Raw genomic sequence first — 15,237 nt, 5'->3', positions numbered from 1 at the left:
ATGGCTGAGACAAAACCGGAAGGCATCATGGCCAAAGATTCGACCACAGCAGCAGTCGACGAGACCGAGCGTGTGATTCCGCAGGGACGGGGACATGACGAGGAGACCGAACAGGCTGAAAAGCAGGAGGAGATGGTGTCTCCAGTTCGTCGGAAGCAGCGTCGCAACTTCCCGGCGGGTCGTGCGGATAAGCACCACCACCTGGTGAATGCCGAGGGACTCATGGACCGAGACATCACTCCGGTCGATGAGTGGCGTTTGATTGAGACGAAGCCGAACGGCCTCCCGCTCGGTTTGGGCGAGACGCTGTTTGCGCTGTCGAACGGGTACATCGGCATGCGTGGCAACCCGCCGGAGGGCCGTGACTCCAGTGAACACGGCACGTATATCAACGGTCTGCATGAGACATGGCCCATTAGGCACGCCGAGGACGCCTACGGCTTAGCCCGCCAGGGGCAGACGATTGCCAACGCTCCGGATGCCAAGGCAATGCGTCTCTATATTGACGACGAGCCCCTGCGCCTCGGTAACGCTGAGGTCAGCGACTACGAACGTAGCCTGGACTTCCGCGAAGGTGTGTTGCGTCGTCGGTTCATTTGGCGCACCCCGGGTGGCAAGCACGTCCGTGTCACCTCCGAGCGCATGGTGTCCTTCCAGGAAAAGCACGTCGCCGCGATGAGCCTGGAAGTCGAACTGCTGGACGCGGATGCTGCGGTGATGATTAACTCGCAGATCCTCAACCGACAGGACGGCGAGGACGAGTACCACGACGCGGCCAAGGCACAGGGCACCGAACTGGATCCCCGTCGCGCCGAGGCGCTGGAAGACCGCGTTCTCATTCCGGCATTTCAGTCGGAATCGGCGCATGGGCAGCGCTCGACACTGGGCTATCGCTGCGCAAACTCCGGTATGACTGTGGCCACCTCCATGGACCACACCTTTACTGTCCGCACTCCCGACGGCACCGAACCGTTCGTGGAGGTTTCGCAATCGACCGAGCCGGATGTGGCCAGCGCCCTGTTCAACCTGGATGCGCCTGTCGGAACCGTCATCCGCCTGGAGAAGCTGGTGTCCTACCACTCCTCCCGCAAGGTGCGCGCCGAAGAGTTGGCATTCCGCTGTGAGCGCACGCTGAACCGCGTCGGTCGTATCGGCATGCTGGGCCTGATGGAGAACCAGGAGGAGTGGCTCGAACGCTTCTGGGAGCGCTCCGACGTCGTCATCTACAACCAGCCGGAGATTCAGCAGGCAGTGCGCTGGAACATCTGGCAGATTATCCAGGCCGCCGCTCGCGCCGAATTCCAGGGCATCCCGGCCAAGGGTATGACCGGTACCGGCTACGGCGGCCACTACTTCTGGGACACGGAAATCTATGTGACCCCATTCCTTACCTATACGTCGCCGCAGTTTTCCCGCAATGCCATGCGTTTCCGCTGGGACATGCTCGAAGCCGCGTGGGCGCGTGCCGACGAACTGGCGCACGACGGTGCCCTCTTCCCTTGGCGCACCATCAATGGTCAGGAGTCCTCGGCCTACTTTGAGGCCGGCACGGCGCAGTACCACATCGATGCCGACATCGTGTTCGCGATGATGAAGTACGTCTATGCCTCCGGTGACGAGGAGTTCCTGCTCAAGGAAGGCACGGACTTGCTGCTCGGCACGGCCAGGTTTTGGATGTCGCTGGGATTCTTCGATGCCGAACATCGGGAATTCCAGATTCACAGCGTCACCGGCCCAGATGAGTACAACACGGTGGTGAACAACAACCTGTACACCAACGTGATGGCGCAGTATAACCTGCGGGTTGCGGCGGACGTCGTCAAGCAGATGAAGCGCGATCGCCCCGCCGCCTACCGCGAATTGACCAACCGCTTCGATCTCACCGAGCGCGAGGTCGAAGAGTGGGAGCAGGCAGCTGATGCGATGTACATCCCGTTCGATGAGAAGCTCGGCATTCATCCGCAGGATGATCAGTTCCTGCTGCGTAAGCGTTGGAATCTCGACGATCCTGAGGTTGGTCCTCTGCGCCCGCTGCTGCTGCACTATCACCCGCTGACGATTTATCGTCACCAGGTCATTAAGCAGGCGGACGTCGTCCTCGCCCTGTTCCTCATGGGCAATCGCTTTACGACGGAACAAAAGCGCGCAGACTACATGTATTACGATCCACTCACCACTGGTGATTCCTCGCTGTCCGCCGTTGTGCAGTCCATCGTTGCGGCCGAGTTGGGCTTGCAGGAGCAGGCGATGGACTTCTTCCTGCGCGGGCTCTATGTGGACTTGGCGAACCTGCACGGTAACGCTGCCGATGGTGTTCACGTCGCTTCTGCCGGTGGTGTGTGGCAATCCCTGGTCTACGGCTTCGGTGGTTTCCGTGACCACGATGGTCGCTACAGCATTGACCCGCGACTGCCGGAGGACTGGAGCGGCCTGACCTACCGAGTCACCATTCGTGGCTGCCGTATCCGGGTGACGGTACGTGGCCGCACAGTGGAAGTTGTCCTGGAGGAGGACGACCACCAGGTTGGGCCAATCATGGTTGCGGGCCATGAGGTGATCATTGGGCCGGAGCCGTTGACCGTAGTGATGGCGCACGCGGACCAGAGCGAGGATTAATCGGGCCTATTCGGCTGTAAACGATGCTCGATGAGGGGCGCTTGCCGGGTATGTCCGTTTTCTTTGGGCGCTCCGGGATTACCGTCAGCTTGCCCCTATTGATCGTCCCGGGCTTGCTTCTGGAGGTTGCCCAATTGGAAAAACTCGGTAGGGGTGAAAATAGCGAATTTCGCAACATATTTGTTGAGAATTTTTACCGCTCACCTGAGAAAGGTGGGCGGTTTTTTATTTTCGTGCTATTTATGTTGCGTTATTAACCATTTTGGGTGGGTCGGAAAACGGTAAACATCGGGGTAGGGGCGTTTTTGTGGCGGGAGAGAGCCTGTATGCAGTGACGACGTCAGAAATGGCGGAAATGCGATAACCTGAGAAAAGGCAGAGAAAAGACCTAGGTAACCTGTGAAAATCCCCACCCAAAAGGGGGAAAAATGTTTACCAGGCGCTGAGTGACTTTAGAGTGAATATGACACTGGAGGTGCCATGACTGTTAAAAGTTCAAACCGTGACGCAATCGCGCACGGCAAAATTAATGTAGAACCGCTGCGCGAGCAGCCTAAATACCCTTCATGGGCTCTGAAGCTGACCATGGCCGTCACTGGCGTGCTGTTTGGCCTCTTCGTGATTGTCCACATGCTGGGTAACCTGAAGATTTTCGCTGGCGAGGAAGACTTCAACGCATACGCGACCTTCCTGCGCACTGTTGGTGCTCCGGCAATCCCGGATGAGGGCATTCTGTGGGTCTTCCGCATTGTCCTGCTGGTAGCTATTGTCCTGCACGTTTTCGGTGGTATCACGCTGGCAAAGCGTGCCAAGCAGTCCCGCGGCAAGTTCCGTCGTGAGGGCATGGTGTCCAGCTGGAACACCTTTACTGCACGCTCGATGGTGATTACCGGCATTGTGCTGCTGGCCTTCATCATTTTCCACCTGCTGGATCTGACCATCGGTGCTGGTGTTGCTCCGGCTTCGTTCGAGCATGGTGCGGCATACCAGAACGTGGTTGCATCCTTCTCCCGTCCGGGTGTTGTTGCTTGGTACATCATTGCTCAGCTCGCTCTGCTGATGCACCTGTCCCACGGTCTGTGGACCGCTACTTCCGACCTCGGTATCACGGGTAAGCGCTGGCGCAAGGTTCTCCTGTTCCTGTCCGGCCTGCTGCCGCTGCTGGTTGTTGTCGGCAACATCATCATCCCCGTTTACGTGCTCGTCGCGTTGTAGGTCGAGGAGGAAAATTTACAATGACTAACACTGAAGCAACCGCCGCTGCGGACTTCCGCGCGCCGGAAAGCGTTGTCGACGGGGTCAAGATCGGCAAGGTTCTGACCGATAACTCCCCGGGCGACAAGGTCTCCATGAAGGACCACTGGCAGTACCAGAAGGATCACGCCAACCTGGTCTCGCCGCTGAACCGTCGTAAGTTCCGCGTCATGGTCGTCGGTACCGGCCTGGCTGGCGGCGCTGCCGCCGCCGCTCTCGGTGAGCTCGGCTATGACGTGAAGGTCTTCACCTACCACGACGCTCCGCGCCGTGCGCACTCCATTGCTGCACAGGGTGGCGTCAACTCCGCCCGCGGTAAGAAGGTCGACAACGACGGCGCATACCGCCACGTCAAGGACACCGTCAAGGGCGGCGACTACCGCTGCCGTGAGAACGACTGCTGGCGTCTGGCTGTCGAGTCCGTCCGCGTCATCGACCACCTGAACGCAATTGGTGCTCCGTTCGCTCGCGAGTACGGCGGTACCCTGGCAACCCGTTCCTTCGGTGGTGTGCAGGTTTCCCGTACTTACTACACCCGTGGACAGACAGGTCAGCAGCTGCAGCTGTCGACTACCTCGGCTCTGCAGCGCCAGATTGGTCTTGGCAACGTCGAGATCTTCACCCACAACGAGCTGGTTGACATCATCGTCGCTGACGGCCGTTGCCAGGGTGCCATCATGCGTAACCTCATCAACGGTGAGCTGACCATTCACACTGCTCACGCAGTTATCCTGGCTACCGGCGGTTACGGCAACGTCTACCACATGTCCACGCTGGCGAAGAACTCCAACGCTTCGGCCATCATGCGTGCATACGACCAGGGTGCATACTTCGCATCCCCGTCCTTCATCCAGTTCCACCCGACCGGCCTTCCGGTCAATGCGCACTGGCAGTCGAAGACCATTCTGATGTCCGAGTCCCTGCGTAACGACGCACGTATTTGGACCCCTAAGAAGAAGGGCGACGAGCGCCCGGCCAACGACATTCCGGAGGACGAGCGCGACTACTTCCTGGAGCGTCGCTACCCGGCATTCGGTAACCTCGTCCCGCGTGACGTCGCTTCCCGTGCCAACTCTCAGCAGATTAACGCCGGCTACGGTGTTGGCCCGCTGAAGAACTCCGTCTACCTGGATCTGCGTGACGCAATTGAGCGCCTGGGCCAGCCGGTCATCAAGGAACGCTACTCCAACCTGATCCAGATGTACGAAGAGGCAATCGGTGAGGACCCGTACAAGGTTCCGATGCGTATTGCTCCGACCTGTCACTTCACCATGGGTGGCCTGTGGTCCGACTTCAACCAGATGACCTCCATCCCGGGTCTGTTCACCGGTGGCGAGGCATCCTGGACCTACCACGGTGCAAACCGTCTGGGCGCAAACTCCCTGCTGTCCGGTTCGGTCGACGGTTGGTTCACCCTGCCGTTCACCATTCCGAACTACCTCGGCCCACTGCTCGGCACTGACCGCCTGGCTGAGGATGCCCCGGAGGCCAAGGAAGCTCTCAACCGCGCTCAGGCTCGCCTGGACAAGCTGATGAGCATCCAGGGTAACCACGGCGCAGAGTACTTCCACCGCCAGCTTGGTGAGATTCTCTACCGCGACTGTGGTGTGGCCCGCAACAAGGAAGACCTGGCTCGCGGTATCAAGGAAATCCGTGAACTGCGTAAGGCATTCTGGTCTGACCTGTTCATCCCGGGTGAGCCGAACGAGATGAACCAGCAGCTCGAGTACGCTAACCGCGTTGCTGACTACATCGACCTCGGTGAGCTCATGTGTGTCGACGCCCTCGACCGCGATGAGTCCTGTGGTGCTCACTACCGCGATGACCACATCTCCGAAGACGGTGAAGCAGAGCGCGATGACGCTAACTGGTGCTTCGTTTCCGCATGGGAGCGAGGCAACAACGGTCCTGCATGGGATCAGACCGGTTACGAATACATTCGCCACGCCGAGCCGCTCACCTTCGAAGCCGTCCCGCTCATGACAAGGAACTACAAGTAATGAAACTGCACCTTGAAATCTGGCGCCAAGCAGGTCCAAACGTCGAGGGACACTTTGAATCCGTTGACGTTGACGACGCCGTCGCAGAGATGTCGATTCTGGAGCTGCTTGACCACGTCAACTCCAAGTACGTCGAGTCCGGCAAGGAGCCGTTCGCGTTCGCATCTGACTGCCGTGAGGGTATCTGTGGTACCTGTGGCCTGAACGTCAACGGTCGTCCGCACGGCCCGGGCCAGAACACCCCGACCTGTCAGCAGCGTCTGCACCAGTTCAGTGATGGTGACACCCTGAAGATCGAGCCGATGCGCTCCGCCGCATACCCGGTCATCAAGGACATGGTCGTTGACCGCTCCGCTCTGGATCGCGTCCTCGAGCAGGGTGGCTACGTCTCCATCAACGCTGGTACCGCTCCGGATGCAGATACCCTGCACCTGAACCACGAGACCGCTGAGTTCGCACTTGACCACGCAGCCTGCATCGGCTGTGGTGCTTGTGTCGCAGCCTGCCCGAACGGTGCTGCTCACCTGTTCACCGGCGCAAAGCTGGTTCACCTCTCCCTGGTCCCGATGGGCAAGGAAGAGCGTGGCAAGCGCGCCCGCAAGATGGTTGACGAGGTCGAAGGTACCTTCGGTCCGTGCTCCCTCTATGGTGAATGTGCAGACGTCTGCCCGGCAGGTATCCCGCTGACTGCGGTTGCCGCCGTTACCAAGGAACGAGCTCGTTCGTTCTTCCGCGGTAAGGACGACTAAACTCTTTCTCAATTAGAGTTTTCCAGAAGGGACATAGATTATGGCGAATGCAGTCAAGCGTTACCAGGGCGAAGAGCACTTCGTCGACGGTTACGTGCCTCAGAGCATGAATGCTGAGTACTCCTCGCTCCACAAGAGCATTACCTGGATTGGCATGGGTCTCATGCTCGCCTCCCTGGCGGCCTGGGGTACCTTCATTTTCGGTCTCGCAACGACCATTTTTGCCGACCAGACTGCTGCCTCTCACAGCAACGGTTTCCTGGCTAAGGATGCCGCCAGCTACACCGACTACACCGGTGGTTGGAACTTCGACGGCAGCGTATTCATGTGGGCTGGCCTGGTAGTTGGACTGATCATGGTTATCGCGGGTGTTGCCTGCATCTCCATCGGTCGTCGTGACTACAAGGCCTACCGAAAGGAATTCGGCACTCACCACTAAAGGCTTGCCCCTTTTTAAAGGGGGCTCGCCTCTAGGCGGTTGCAGCGCTAGCCTTTTGAACTAGCACCTCCACAGCTGATGCCATCGCGCACGGTCCGCTGGGGTGGGGAAGTACTCCTATGTACCTCCCTCACCATCAGCGCACTGCGGCGCGGTGGCATTTTCGCGTTTTCGGTGCCTAATCTATACACATGGATAACAACGCTGCCAAGCTTCCGGTAGCTGCCGATTCGGCCTCTAGCCGTCTCGATGTGCCCGGGCCATCACCAGAGGTCGAAGCGGAAAAGCGAGCACAACTGCGCAAGGCCAAGGCCTTCGCTACGATGCTGCTGGTCATCGCAACCGCCGTGTACTTCACCTGCCGCGGCATTGAATCTTCGCACTTGGCCGCAGGAGAAGTCGTGCCAGCATGGGTTGGCTACGTCCGTGCAGCGTCTGAGGCCGGTATGGTTGGCGCTCTCGCTGACTGGTTCGCGGTTGTCGCTCTATTCCGCCATCCGCTCGGGATACCCATTCCACACACGGCCATCGTTCGTCGCAAGAAGGATCAGGTTGGTGAGTCTCTGGCGCAGTTCGTCGGTGACAACTTCCTGAACCCAACGCTCATTGTGGACAAGGTGCGCAAGGCCGAAATCCCTGAGCGTATTGGCGAATGGCTGGTCGCTCCAGGAAACGCTGACAAGGTTTCGGCGGAGGTTGGTAAGTTCACCGGGAACGTGCTGGAGGCCATCGATCCCGACGATGCCGCTGCCGTGCTGAAGGCTGCGGTTATTGACGAAGTCGCAGCCCCGGAGTGGGGGCCGCCGGCGGGTAAGGTTCTGGAGCAGCTCATCGAAGAGGGGCGTACTGAGCCCGTCGTCCAGCAGATGACCGAGTGGTTGCACCGGAAGTCCCTGGGCTCGCAGAACCTTATCGACCGTCTTGTCGGAGAGCGAGCCCCTTCCTGGGCCCCGAGTTTTGTCAACGACCTCATCGGCGACAAGGTCTATCGCGAGCTGGTCGACTGGACCTGGCAAGTGCAACACGATCCAAAGCACGATGCCCGTCTGGCGCTCCACCGTTTCCTCACGCAGCTCGCCAATGACCTCCAGAACGACGAGAAGACCATCGCCAAGGTCGAAGAGCTCAAGACCGATATTCTTTCGTCCGCCGCAGTCACGCAGGCACCGGCGAAGATTTGGGCATCCACGTCCGCCAAGCTTGTCGACGCCGCCCGCGACCCAGACTCCCTGCTCCGTCGAAAGGTCTCGGAAACGGCCGCCCGCTACGGCGAGCGGGTCCAGTCTGATCCCGAGTTGCGCAAGCGAATGGACCGCCGTCTGGAAGCAGCTGTCGTCTTCATCGCGGAGAACTACGCGGGCGAGATTACCTCGATTATTTCCGAGACCGTTGAGCGTTGGGATGCCGACGAGGCTTCCGACAAGATTGAGCTGATGGTTGGCCGTGACCTGCAGTTCATTCGCGTCAACGGTACGGTTGTGGGCTCATTGGCCGGTTTGGCTATCTACACCCTGTCGACCTTGGTATTCGGAGTTATTTAACCGCGCACCCCGGCACCGTTGCCCGTGTGCGTTAGCATGTAAAAAGTAATGCGTCCCTGTTAAAGGAGTTGTTCCCCCGGTGTTCCCATCATTGCCCAGCTTCACGGATTCACCGCTGTTGGCGATTTCCGTCTATGTGGACATTGTGTTTCAGTTTGCTATCCCATTCCTTATCGGCATCATGGCGCTGATTGGTGCAGTTCTCGTTATCACTACCCGCGCGGATGCCTTTGACGCTGCAGATCGAAAGAGCCGAAACGTGTGGGCTGGTATGCTGGTTGGCTCAGCTATCTTTCTGCTGTTGCCGTGGATTGGCTGGGCAATGCTGGGTATCCCGCTGATTGCCGGGCTGGTTATCACTGGCATTTACTGGCTCGATGTTCGCCCGCAGATTAAGGACATCCTGTCTAACGCCCAGGGCGGATACTAACCTCGGGCGGGTATTAGTCTCAGGCGGTTAAGGGCGAGTATTAGCCCGTAAAGCCGAGAAAGTGTGCGCGCTTATGGCAAAACAACTGGGTTTTTCACCCAGAAACTGCCATAAGCGCGCACACTTTCTTTGTGGCGTAGGCCGGGACCGGCTTCATAGGCGTGTAGACCCGACCGGCCTTGTGGACCAAGTCTGGCCCCCAAAAACCTACTGAATCACCACAGACACCTACTGGAACACCACAGTGCGGTTGCCGTAGACCTGCACTCGGTCCTCCAGATGCCAACGCAGACCGCGGGCGAGGACCTGCTTCTCCGCATCACGGCCCTCACGCTGCATGTCCGCAGCAGTGTACTTGTGGGAGACACGCATGACGTCCTGCTCGATAATCGGGCCGTCGTCGAGGTCCTCAGTGGCGTAGTGGCAGGTGGCACCGATGAGCTTCACACCACGTCGATAAGCCTGCAGGTACGGGCGCGCACCCATGAACGACGGCAGGAAGCTGTGGTGGATGTTGATAGCGCGGCCTTCCCACTTTTCGCACAGATCCGGCGGCAGAATCTGCATGAATCGAGCGAGCACGATGGCATCCGGGTTCTCGGCATCGACGATTTCTGCGACCTCATCGAAGGCCTTGCGCTTGCCGACGGCATCCTTGGGGAAGGGCACGTGGTGAAAAGGAATGTCATACGCCGCGACCAGTGGCTCAAGATCCCGGTGGTTACCGACTACTGCGGCGATTTCCATGGGGTAATCGGACTGTGCGACGCGACCGAGCAGATCCTGCAGGCAGTGGCCCTCCTTGGTCACGAGGATGACAGCGCGCTTCGGAACCGCGTTGTCGGTGACCTTCCAACGGACCTCGGGGCCCCAATCGGCGACGAGCTCAGCGAACTTCTCGCGCAGCTCCTCTACAGTCAGGTCGAGCTCGTCGGCGCGAACAGCCTGGCGAGTGAAAAACCATCCGGTCTCCGGGTCGGAGAAGAAGTCCGCCTCGGTAATCCACGCACCGATGTCGGACAGGAATGTCGACAGGGTGGAGACGATACCGGTACGGTCTGGACAGCCGAGCGAGAAGATGTACTGGCGCTCGGTGGGAGTACCGCTATTTGCGGTGATGAGAGAGCGAGTCATTCTCGGTATCTTACCTGCTAGCTAAAGGTAAGTTCGCTCACGGTCGACAAAGGCAGATTTGCGCCCGTCAGCGTCAGCGCCAGCCCCTCCCCGGTGACATGTGCTTCCTCCACCTGCATGCCATGGCCAATCTCGTAGCTCAGTAGGGTGCCGCTGGCTTCCCCGAGCCACCTGGCCAGGCCGTCGAGGTTCAAACCGAGGACAGATCCGCCCTCCAAGTTGATTTCGATGTGGCCGCCGTTGGGTATCGGGCGGAACTTGGAGGTCGCAATTCCGGAGGAAAACTCGATGTTGAACAAGCCTTCTTCCGGTAGTGGCGTGAGTGTGGAGGCACGCACACCGCTTTCCTGGTTAATCAGCGCCTGCAGCAACTGAGGCGGAATCGTGACATCAATTCGCAGTGACTCTGCAGTCGGATCCGCACGATTGGTCAGGTCCACATTTTCCAAGTGCACTTCCGCCGTCGGGTCGCCGTTGATTTCCGGCTTGCCAGCTAGTGCCTCTGGGTTCTTGACCTCCAGCGTTTCCGGAGTAATCAAGTCCATTGCAGGTACGGACTTCGTTGCCAATGCGAGCAGCATCGGGCGGGCACCGAAGGAAACGCTCGGGTCCTCGGTCACGGTCACACCGCGCTCTTCGGCGGACGTGCGGTAGCCGTCGGAGATCTCCTTGCTCACAATCATCCGAACGCCGATTTCACCGGCAATCGCAATGAGTGCCACCACGATGATGACACCGAGGACGGTGGGCAGGACTTTGACGCTCGACGAGCGGTTGGAAGAACTCATGGTTCCCAGTCTTGCTTAACGACGGCCCCGTCGCTACCACTTTCCCTGCTCCGGTAGCCGCGCGCGATTCCAGGAAACCCGGCGAGCCCAGAAAGCCCAGCAAACCCGGCGAGCCCAGAAAGCCCAGCAAACGGCATGCGCCGCCTACTTGGGCTACTTGGGCTACTTAGCGACGTAATCCGCCAGCACCGCGGTCTCGGCATTGAGGACGCGTTCCAGGTACGGAGCTGCCTTTTCCTCGAGCTTTCCGCCGACCAGCGGCACCTTGATTGCGAACTCGGAAGTGGTGGTCAACACTGCACCTTCGCCCTGCGCGGTGAGCTTCTGCGACGCACTGAAGGATGCCGGTACGCCCGATGTTTCTGTGGTCACGGTGGAGGTTGCGCCGTCGTCAGTAAGCGGGCTGATGACAAACGTGCGCGTCATGCCGACCCCGGACTTGACGAACTTCTGCGCCTGCGCCGGAACCTTGTCTGCGGCGACGGTCTGGCGAATCACGACGGTCGTGCCAGCGTCAGTGGTCTCGAACTTCTCCACCTTGCCGTCCGCTACCGAGAAACGGTTTGCGACCTTCTCCCAGAAACCTGCGTCGGTGAGGGCCTCGTAAACCTTCTCAATCGGCTGGTCGAAGTTGACGGTGTGCGTGTTAGTCGTAGTCATGCGCTTGATGATACGTAATTTGCACTACGCTAGGGGCGTGGAAAATCTCGACCAATCGCCGAATCTAATTCACCTGACCTCCGACATGGAAGAAGCCATCAACGGGCTTGCGGAGCTGGAGGGCGTGGAGCTCAGCACGCATACCGCTTTCTCGGATCTGACGACGCTGCGCCTCGGCGGGGTGCCACGCGCGGTTGCCCGGTGCAGTACGACGGATGCCGTGGTAGATGTCGTTCGCACGCTTGACGACGCTGACGTGCCCCTCCTCATCGTGGGAGGCGGATCCAACCTGGTGGTGGCCGATGAGCTCGATCCGCTGGTGGCCGTGGTAATCGAGGCCGACAATGTGACCATGAGTACCCGCGGGCACGGGCTGGAGTCGGTCTCGGCGATTGTGGAGGCCGAGGCCGGTGCGGTCTGGGATGAGGTCGTGGAGATGAGTGTCGATGCCGGTTTCGGCGGTCTAGAGTGCCTGTCGGGTATTCCGGGGTCGGCGGGAGCCACTCCGGTGCAAAACGTGGGCGCATACGGCGCTGAGGTATCGCAGGTCCTGGACGCGGTGCAGCTTTACGACCGCGCGACTGGCTCAGTCGACTGGGTGGAACCGGAGTCTCTCGACCTTTCTTACCGCTATTCGAACCTGAAGTTCACCGCACGGGCAGTGGTGCTGGCCGTGCGGTTCGAGCTCAGTGTAGATGGTATGTCCGCGCCACTTCGCTATGGCGAACTGGCGCGGCGCCTGGGTGTTGATGAGGCCGAGGCTGCGGCCGGTGAGATTCGCAGGCCGGCTGACCTGGTGCGCGAAAAGGTGCTTGAGCTGCGCCGGGGCAAAGGTATGGTCCTCGATGATGCTGACCGCGATACCTGGTCGGCGGGTTCTTTCTTTACCAACCCGATTATTCCGGAGAGCTCGGTGGAGGCCGTACGTGCAAAGGTCGCCGCGCTGCGTGGGGCGGACGAGGCCGCGAGTATGCCCGCATTCCCCGCTGGCCCTGGTCACGAGGGATCTGTGAAGCTCTCGGCGGCGTGGCTTATCGAGCGCGCCGGGTTCCCCAAGGGCTACCCCGGTGAGGGTGCGCCCGCGCGACTGTCGACTAAGCACACTCTCGCTCTGACCAACCGCGGGGAGTCCGGCGACGGTACGGCTACGACTGCCGCTGACTTGGTGGCTTTAGCGCGTGATGTGCGCGCTGGTGTGGAAAAGGCATTCGGCGTGACCCTGGTGCCTGAGCCAGTGTGGGTCGGCGTGAGTATTGATTAGGCTGGCGACCGGCGACCGGCGGCTGGCGGCTGGCGGGAACTAGAGAGACTGACGTGATTGAAGGTGCTGGAGGAATCGCTGAGTAGTCCTTGGTTTCGCGCTCCCAGGCCTTCTCTCAGGGCAGGGTCCTCTCCCCAGGGTGAGATGAAGAAAGTGACCAGGTTTATGGCCCATGAATTGCATTTACCTGCAGTTTTTTGCCATAAACCTGGTCACTAAGTCTGCAGGGGGAGCGAGCCTGTGCACGGGGCGCCGACTTTCTTTGGGGGTAGGGGCCAGCACTACTCAGAGCCCTGAGCCCTATCCCAACTATAAAACCACCGTGAATTAATGGTGCTTGCGGTGGTTGAGCGAATCCACGCTCTGGCCCTTCTGCTCCAGCTGCTCCAGCAGCACGTCGCGGACGTCGCGGCGGCGGACCTTGCCCATCTGGTCGCGAGGCAGTTCCTCCAGGTGGAAGAATGCGCGCGGCACCTTGTATCGGGTCAGGTTGTCGTAGCAGTGGTCACGGTAGGCGTCGGAATCCAGTCGGGCGTAGTCAGCAAGAGTGATGGCGGCTACGACCATTTCAGAACCATCGCTCTTCGGCAGGCCGACGACCGTGGCATCGGTGATGTCCGGGTGGGAGAGCAGTACTTCCTCGACCTCGGCCGGGTAAACATTGAAGCCACCGGTGATGATGACCTCCTTGATGCGGGCAACCAGCTTGATGAAGCCGTCCGACTCCATGACGCCGACATCCCCGGTGCGGTACCAGCGATCGCCAGCGGGAAGCTCGGCAGGCCCATCGGTGAAAGAGCTCTCCGTTGCCTCCGGGAGGTTGAGATAACCAGCGAAAACCTGTGGGCCTCGGACGATGACCTCGCCCTCCTCGCCGTCAGCGCAGAGCTTGGTGGGATCATCGGGGTCAACGATGGCGACCTCGGTGTCAGGGAATGGCAAGCCAACGTAGCCTGGGCGGCGGTTGCCGTCCATCGGGTTGCCGACGATGATTGGTGAGGTTTCGGTGAGGCCGTAGCCCTCGACAAGGCGGCCGCCAGTGAGCTTCTCCCACTTCTGCACAAGGGAAACCGGCAGGGTAGCAGCGCCACAGAAGGCGAACTTCACACCAGAGAGGTCGACATTATCGCGCTCGGCGGCTTCGACAATCTTCTCGTAGAGGGTCGGCACACCGGGCACCCACGTCGGGCGATTATTCTTCATCACCTTCATGATCAGCGGAATCTCCGGTGCCGGCACCAGTACCAGCTCAGCGCCGATCAGCATGGACAAGTTGGTGACAATGGTCAGGCCGTAGGCGTGGAACATCGGCAGAATGCCGAGAGAGATTTCCCGCTCCTTGCCCAGGCCCGGCACCCAGGCTTTGCCCTGCAGAATGTTGGCGACCAATCCGCGGTGGCTCAGCTGTGCGCCCTTCGGCGAGCCGGTGGTTCCGGAGGTGTACATCATCACCGCAGTGTCATCGGCAGTGATGGAATCATCGGCCTGGAGGTCGTGACCGTCTCCGCCGACGGCGTCGTGAAGCAAAGCGTCAAAGCCCATGACCTGCGGCGCGGAGGAGTGCAGCTTAGCGCGGGCGGCGCGGAGCTTCGGCAGCGGGATGGACAGTGCAGTGCGCATGGCAAACGGCAGGTCATGCAGCATGTTGACCGCGATGATGGTCTCGAGCGGGGTGTTGCTGCGGAGGTCCTCAAGTACGGGAACAATCTTGTCCCAGCAGATAGCGAAGCGTGCGCCGTGATCGTTGAATGGGTGGCGCAGCTCGTGGGCGGTGTAGAGCGGGTTGTGCTCTACTGCAACAGCGCCGAGGTGCAGAACTGCCCAGTAGGCGATGACGTGCTGAGGGCAGTTCGGCATGAGCAGCGCGACGTGATCGCCCTTGCGCACACCGAGCGCACGCAAACCGGCAGCAACGCTGCGAACCTTGGCATCCAGCTCGGCGTACGTGGTGGAGCGGCCGAAAAAGGTCAGTGCCTTGCGGCGCGGGTAGTTGGTCAGAGTGTGACGGTAGACATCGAGCAGGGTGTCGAAGTTGTAGTCAATGTGGGGCGGAGTCCATTCCGGATACAGGTCTAGCCAGGCCTTGGTGACAGCGGCGTTGGGTGCCGAACCGTTGGCTGGGGCAGAGTTATTTTCAGCGCTCGAGCTGGTTGTATCGGCCATGGAGTCCTCCTTGGTTTTGCGTGTGACCTGACCGTGTCGTGAGGTGATAATAACTTACGACGTAGTAGGTATCGACCCCTATTGTGCCGTACGTCGCACTATTTCGTCCGGATTTTATACAAGTATTTGAGGTACTCATTTGCGGGGTTGCCCTCGGCATAGGCACTCTAGGCAGTATGACCGAAACACTTTCATCGGCGAC

The 15,237-nt window shown here is 59.8% G+C and carries 13 protein-coding genes; 9 read left to right on the top strand and 4 right to left on the bottom strand.

Annotated features, from left to right (window positions below; all coding sequences use genetic code 11):
- From Q0U90_RS01210 to Q0U90_RS01175, 8 genes are all read left to right on the top strand, one after another.
- Complete coding sequence (locus tag Q0U90_RS01210) at window positions 1–2,616, top strand: glycosyl hydrolase family 65 protein (RefSeq protein WP_297450419.1); 2,616 nt, start codon at window positions 1–3, stop codon at window positions 2,614–2,616.
- 23 nt (window positions 2,617–2,639) lie between these two features.
- On the top strand, window positions 2,640–2,873 hold the full coding sequence (locus Q0U90_RS01205; RefSeq protein WP_297450416.1) for a hypothetical protein: 234 nt from the start codon (window positions 2,640–2,642) through the stop codon (window positions 2,871–2,873).
- Between the two features lie 223 nt (window positions 2,874–3,096).
- Window positions 3,097–3,831, top strand: a complete 735-nt coding sequence (locus tag Q0U90_RS01200) for a succinate dehydrogenase cytochrome b subunit (RefSeq protein WP_297450413.1) — start codon at window positions 3,097–3,099, stop codon at window positions 3,829–3,831.
- Between the two features lie 20 nt (window positions 3,832–3,851).
- On the top strand, window positions 3,852–5,870 hold the full coding sequence (locus tag Q0U90_RS01195; protein WP_297450411.1) for a fumarate reductase/succinate dehydrogenase flavoprotein subunit: 2,019 nt from the start codon (window positions 3,852–3,854) through the stop codon (window positions 5,868–5,870).
- On the top strand, window positions 5,870–6,619 hold the full coding sequence (locus Q0U90_RS01190; RefSeq protein ID WP_048759344.1) for a succinate dehydrogenase/fumarate reductase iron-sulfur subunit: 750 nt from the start codon (window positions 5,870–5,872) through the stop codon (window positions 6,617–6,619). The genes Q0U90_RS01195 and Q0U90_RS01190 overlap by 1 nt, the downstream gene beginning before the upstream one ends.
- Before the next feature lie 40 nt (window positions 6,620–6,659).
- On the top strand, window positions 6,660–7,058 hold the full coding sequence (locus tag Q0U90_RS01185; RefSeq protein WP_048759343.1) for a hypothetical protein: 399 nt from the start codon (window positions 6,660–6,662) through the stop codon (window positions 7,056–7,058).
- Between the two features lie 191 nt (window positions 7,059–7,249).
- Window positions 7,250–8,599 carry a DUF445 family protein gene (locus Q0U90_RS01180; protein WP_297450404.1) on the top strand — a complete coding sequence of 450 codons (1,350 nt, stop codon included), beginning with the start codon at window positions 7,250–7,252 and terminating at the stop codon, window positions 8,597–8,599.
- 124 nt (window positions 8,600–8,723) lie between these two features.
- Window positions 8,724–9,029 carry a DUF2516 family protein gene (locus tag Q0U90_RS01175; RefSeq protein WP_297450567.1) on the top strand — a complete coding sequence of 102 codons (306 nt, stop codon included), beginning with the start codon at window positions 8,724–8,726 and terminating at the stop codon, window positions 9,027–9,029.
- Between the two features lie 228 nt (window positions 9,030–9,257).
- Here Q0U90_RS01175 and purU read toward each other — a convergent pair whose 3' ends face one another.
- From purU to Q0U90_RS01160, 3 genes are all read right to left on the bottom strand, one after another.
- Window positions 9,258–10,163: a formyltetrahydrofolate deformylase gene (gene purU, locus Q0U90_RS01170; protein ID WP_297450401.1), complete on the bottom strand. Its 906-nt coding sequence runs from the start codon at window positions 10,161–10,163 to the stop codon at window positions 9,258–9,260.
- A gap of 17 nt (window positions 10,164–10,180) precedes the next feature.
- Window positions 10,181–10,951, bottom strand: coding sequence for an LmeA family phospholipid-binding protein (locus tag Q0U90_RS01165; protein ID WP_297450399.1), 771 nt, complete (start codon window positions 10,949–10,951; stop codon window positions 10,181–10,183).
- Between the two features lie 162 nt (window positions 10,952–11,113).
- Window positions 11,114–11,611 carry a DUF2505 domain-containing protein gene (locus Q0U90_RS01160; protein WP_297450397.1) on the bottom strand — a complete coding sequence of 166 codons (498 nt, stop codon included), beginning with the start codon at window positions 11,609–11,611 and terminating at the stop codon, window positions 11,114–11,116.
- A gap of 85 nt (window positions 11,612–11,696) precedes the next feature.
- Here Q0U90_RS01160 and Q0U90_RS01155 point away from each other — a divergent pair, with 85 nt between their 5' ends.
- Window positions 11,697–12,872, top strand: coding sequence for a UDP-N-acetylmuramate dehydrogenase (locus Q0U90_RS01155; protein ID WP_297450564.1), 1,176 nt, complete (start codon window positions 11,697–11,699; stop codon window positions 12,870–12,872).
- Between the two features lie 327 nt (window positions 12,873–13,199).
- Here Q0U90_RS01155 and Q0U90_RS01150 read toward each other — a convergent pair whose 3' ends face one another.
- On the bottom strand, window positions 13,200–15,035 hold the full coding sequence (locus tag Q0U90_RS01150; protein ID WP_297450394.1) for a long-chain-fatty-acid--CoA ligase: 1,836 nt from the start codon (window positions 15,033–15,035) through the stop codon (window positions 13,200–13,202).
- Window positions 15,036–15,237: the final 202 nt, after the last annotated feature.

It is taken from the genome of uncultured Corynebacterium sp. (genome assembly GCF_946998835.1).
Classification (GTDB): domain Bacteria; phylum Actinomycetota; class Actinomycetes; order Mycobacteriales; family Mycobacteriaceae; genus Corynebacterium.
Note: the sequence above shows the minus strand (reverse complement) of the source record. Positions and strands in the feature narration are given on the sequence as shown.

What these genes read in the sequence shown, in the direction of transcription:
- Q0U90_RS01205 (WP_297450416.1), top strand. Translation starts at nt 2,640, where the DNA reads ATGCTCGATGAGGGGCGCTTGCCGGGTATGTCCGTTTTCTTTGGGCGC.
- Q0U90_RS01190 (WP_048759344.1), top strand. Translation starts at nt 5,870, where the DNA reads ATGAAACTGCACCTTGAAATCTGGCGCCAAGCAGGTCCAAACGTCGAG.
- Q0U90_RS01160 (WP_297450397.1), bottom strand. Translation starts at nt 11,611, where the DNA reads ATGACTACGACTAACACGCACACCGTCAACTTCGACCAGCCGATTGAG.
- Q0U90_RS01200 (WP_297450413.1), top strand. Translation starts at nt 3,097, where the DNA reads ATGACTGTTAAAAGTTCAAACCGTGACGCAATCGCGCACGGCAAAATT.
- Q0U90_RS01180 (WP_297450404.1), top strand. Translation starts at nt 7,250, where the DNA reads ATGGATAACAACGCTGCCAAGCTTCCGGTAGCTGCCGATTCGGCCTCT.
- purU (WP_297450401.1), bottom strand. Translation starts at nt 10,163, where the DNA reads ATGACTCGCTCTCTCATCACCGCAAATAGCGGTACTCCCACCGAGCGC.
- Q0U90_RS01165 (WP_297450399.1), bottom strand. Translation starts at nt 10,951, where the DNA reads ATGAGTTCTTCCAACCGCTCGTCGAGCGTCAAAGTCCTGCCCACCGTC.
- Q0U90_RS01155 (WP_297450564.1), top strand. Translation starts at nt 11,697, where the DNA reads ATGGAAGAAGCCATCAACGGGCTTGCGGAGCTGGAGGGCGTGGAGCTC.
- Q0U90_RS01210 (WP_297450419.1), top strand. Translation starts at nt 1, where the DNA reads ATGGCTGAGACAAAACCGGAAGGCATCATGGCCAAAGATTCGACCACA.
- Q0U90_RS01185 (WP_048759343.1), top strand. Translation starts at nt 6,660, where the DNA reads ATGGCGAATGCAGTCAAGCGTTACCAGGGCGAAGAGCACTTCGTCGAC.
- Q0U90_RS01150 (WP_297450394.1), bottom strand. Translation starts at nt 15,035, where the DNA reads ATGGCCGATACAACCAGCTCGAGCGCTGAAAATAACTCTGCCCCAGCC.
- Q0U90_RS01195 (WP_297450411.1), top strand. Translation starts at nt 3,852, where the DNA reads ATGACTAACACTGAAGCAACCGCCGCTGCGGACTTCCGCGCGCCGGAA.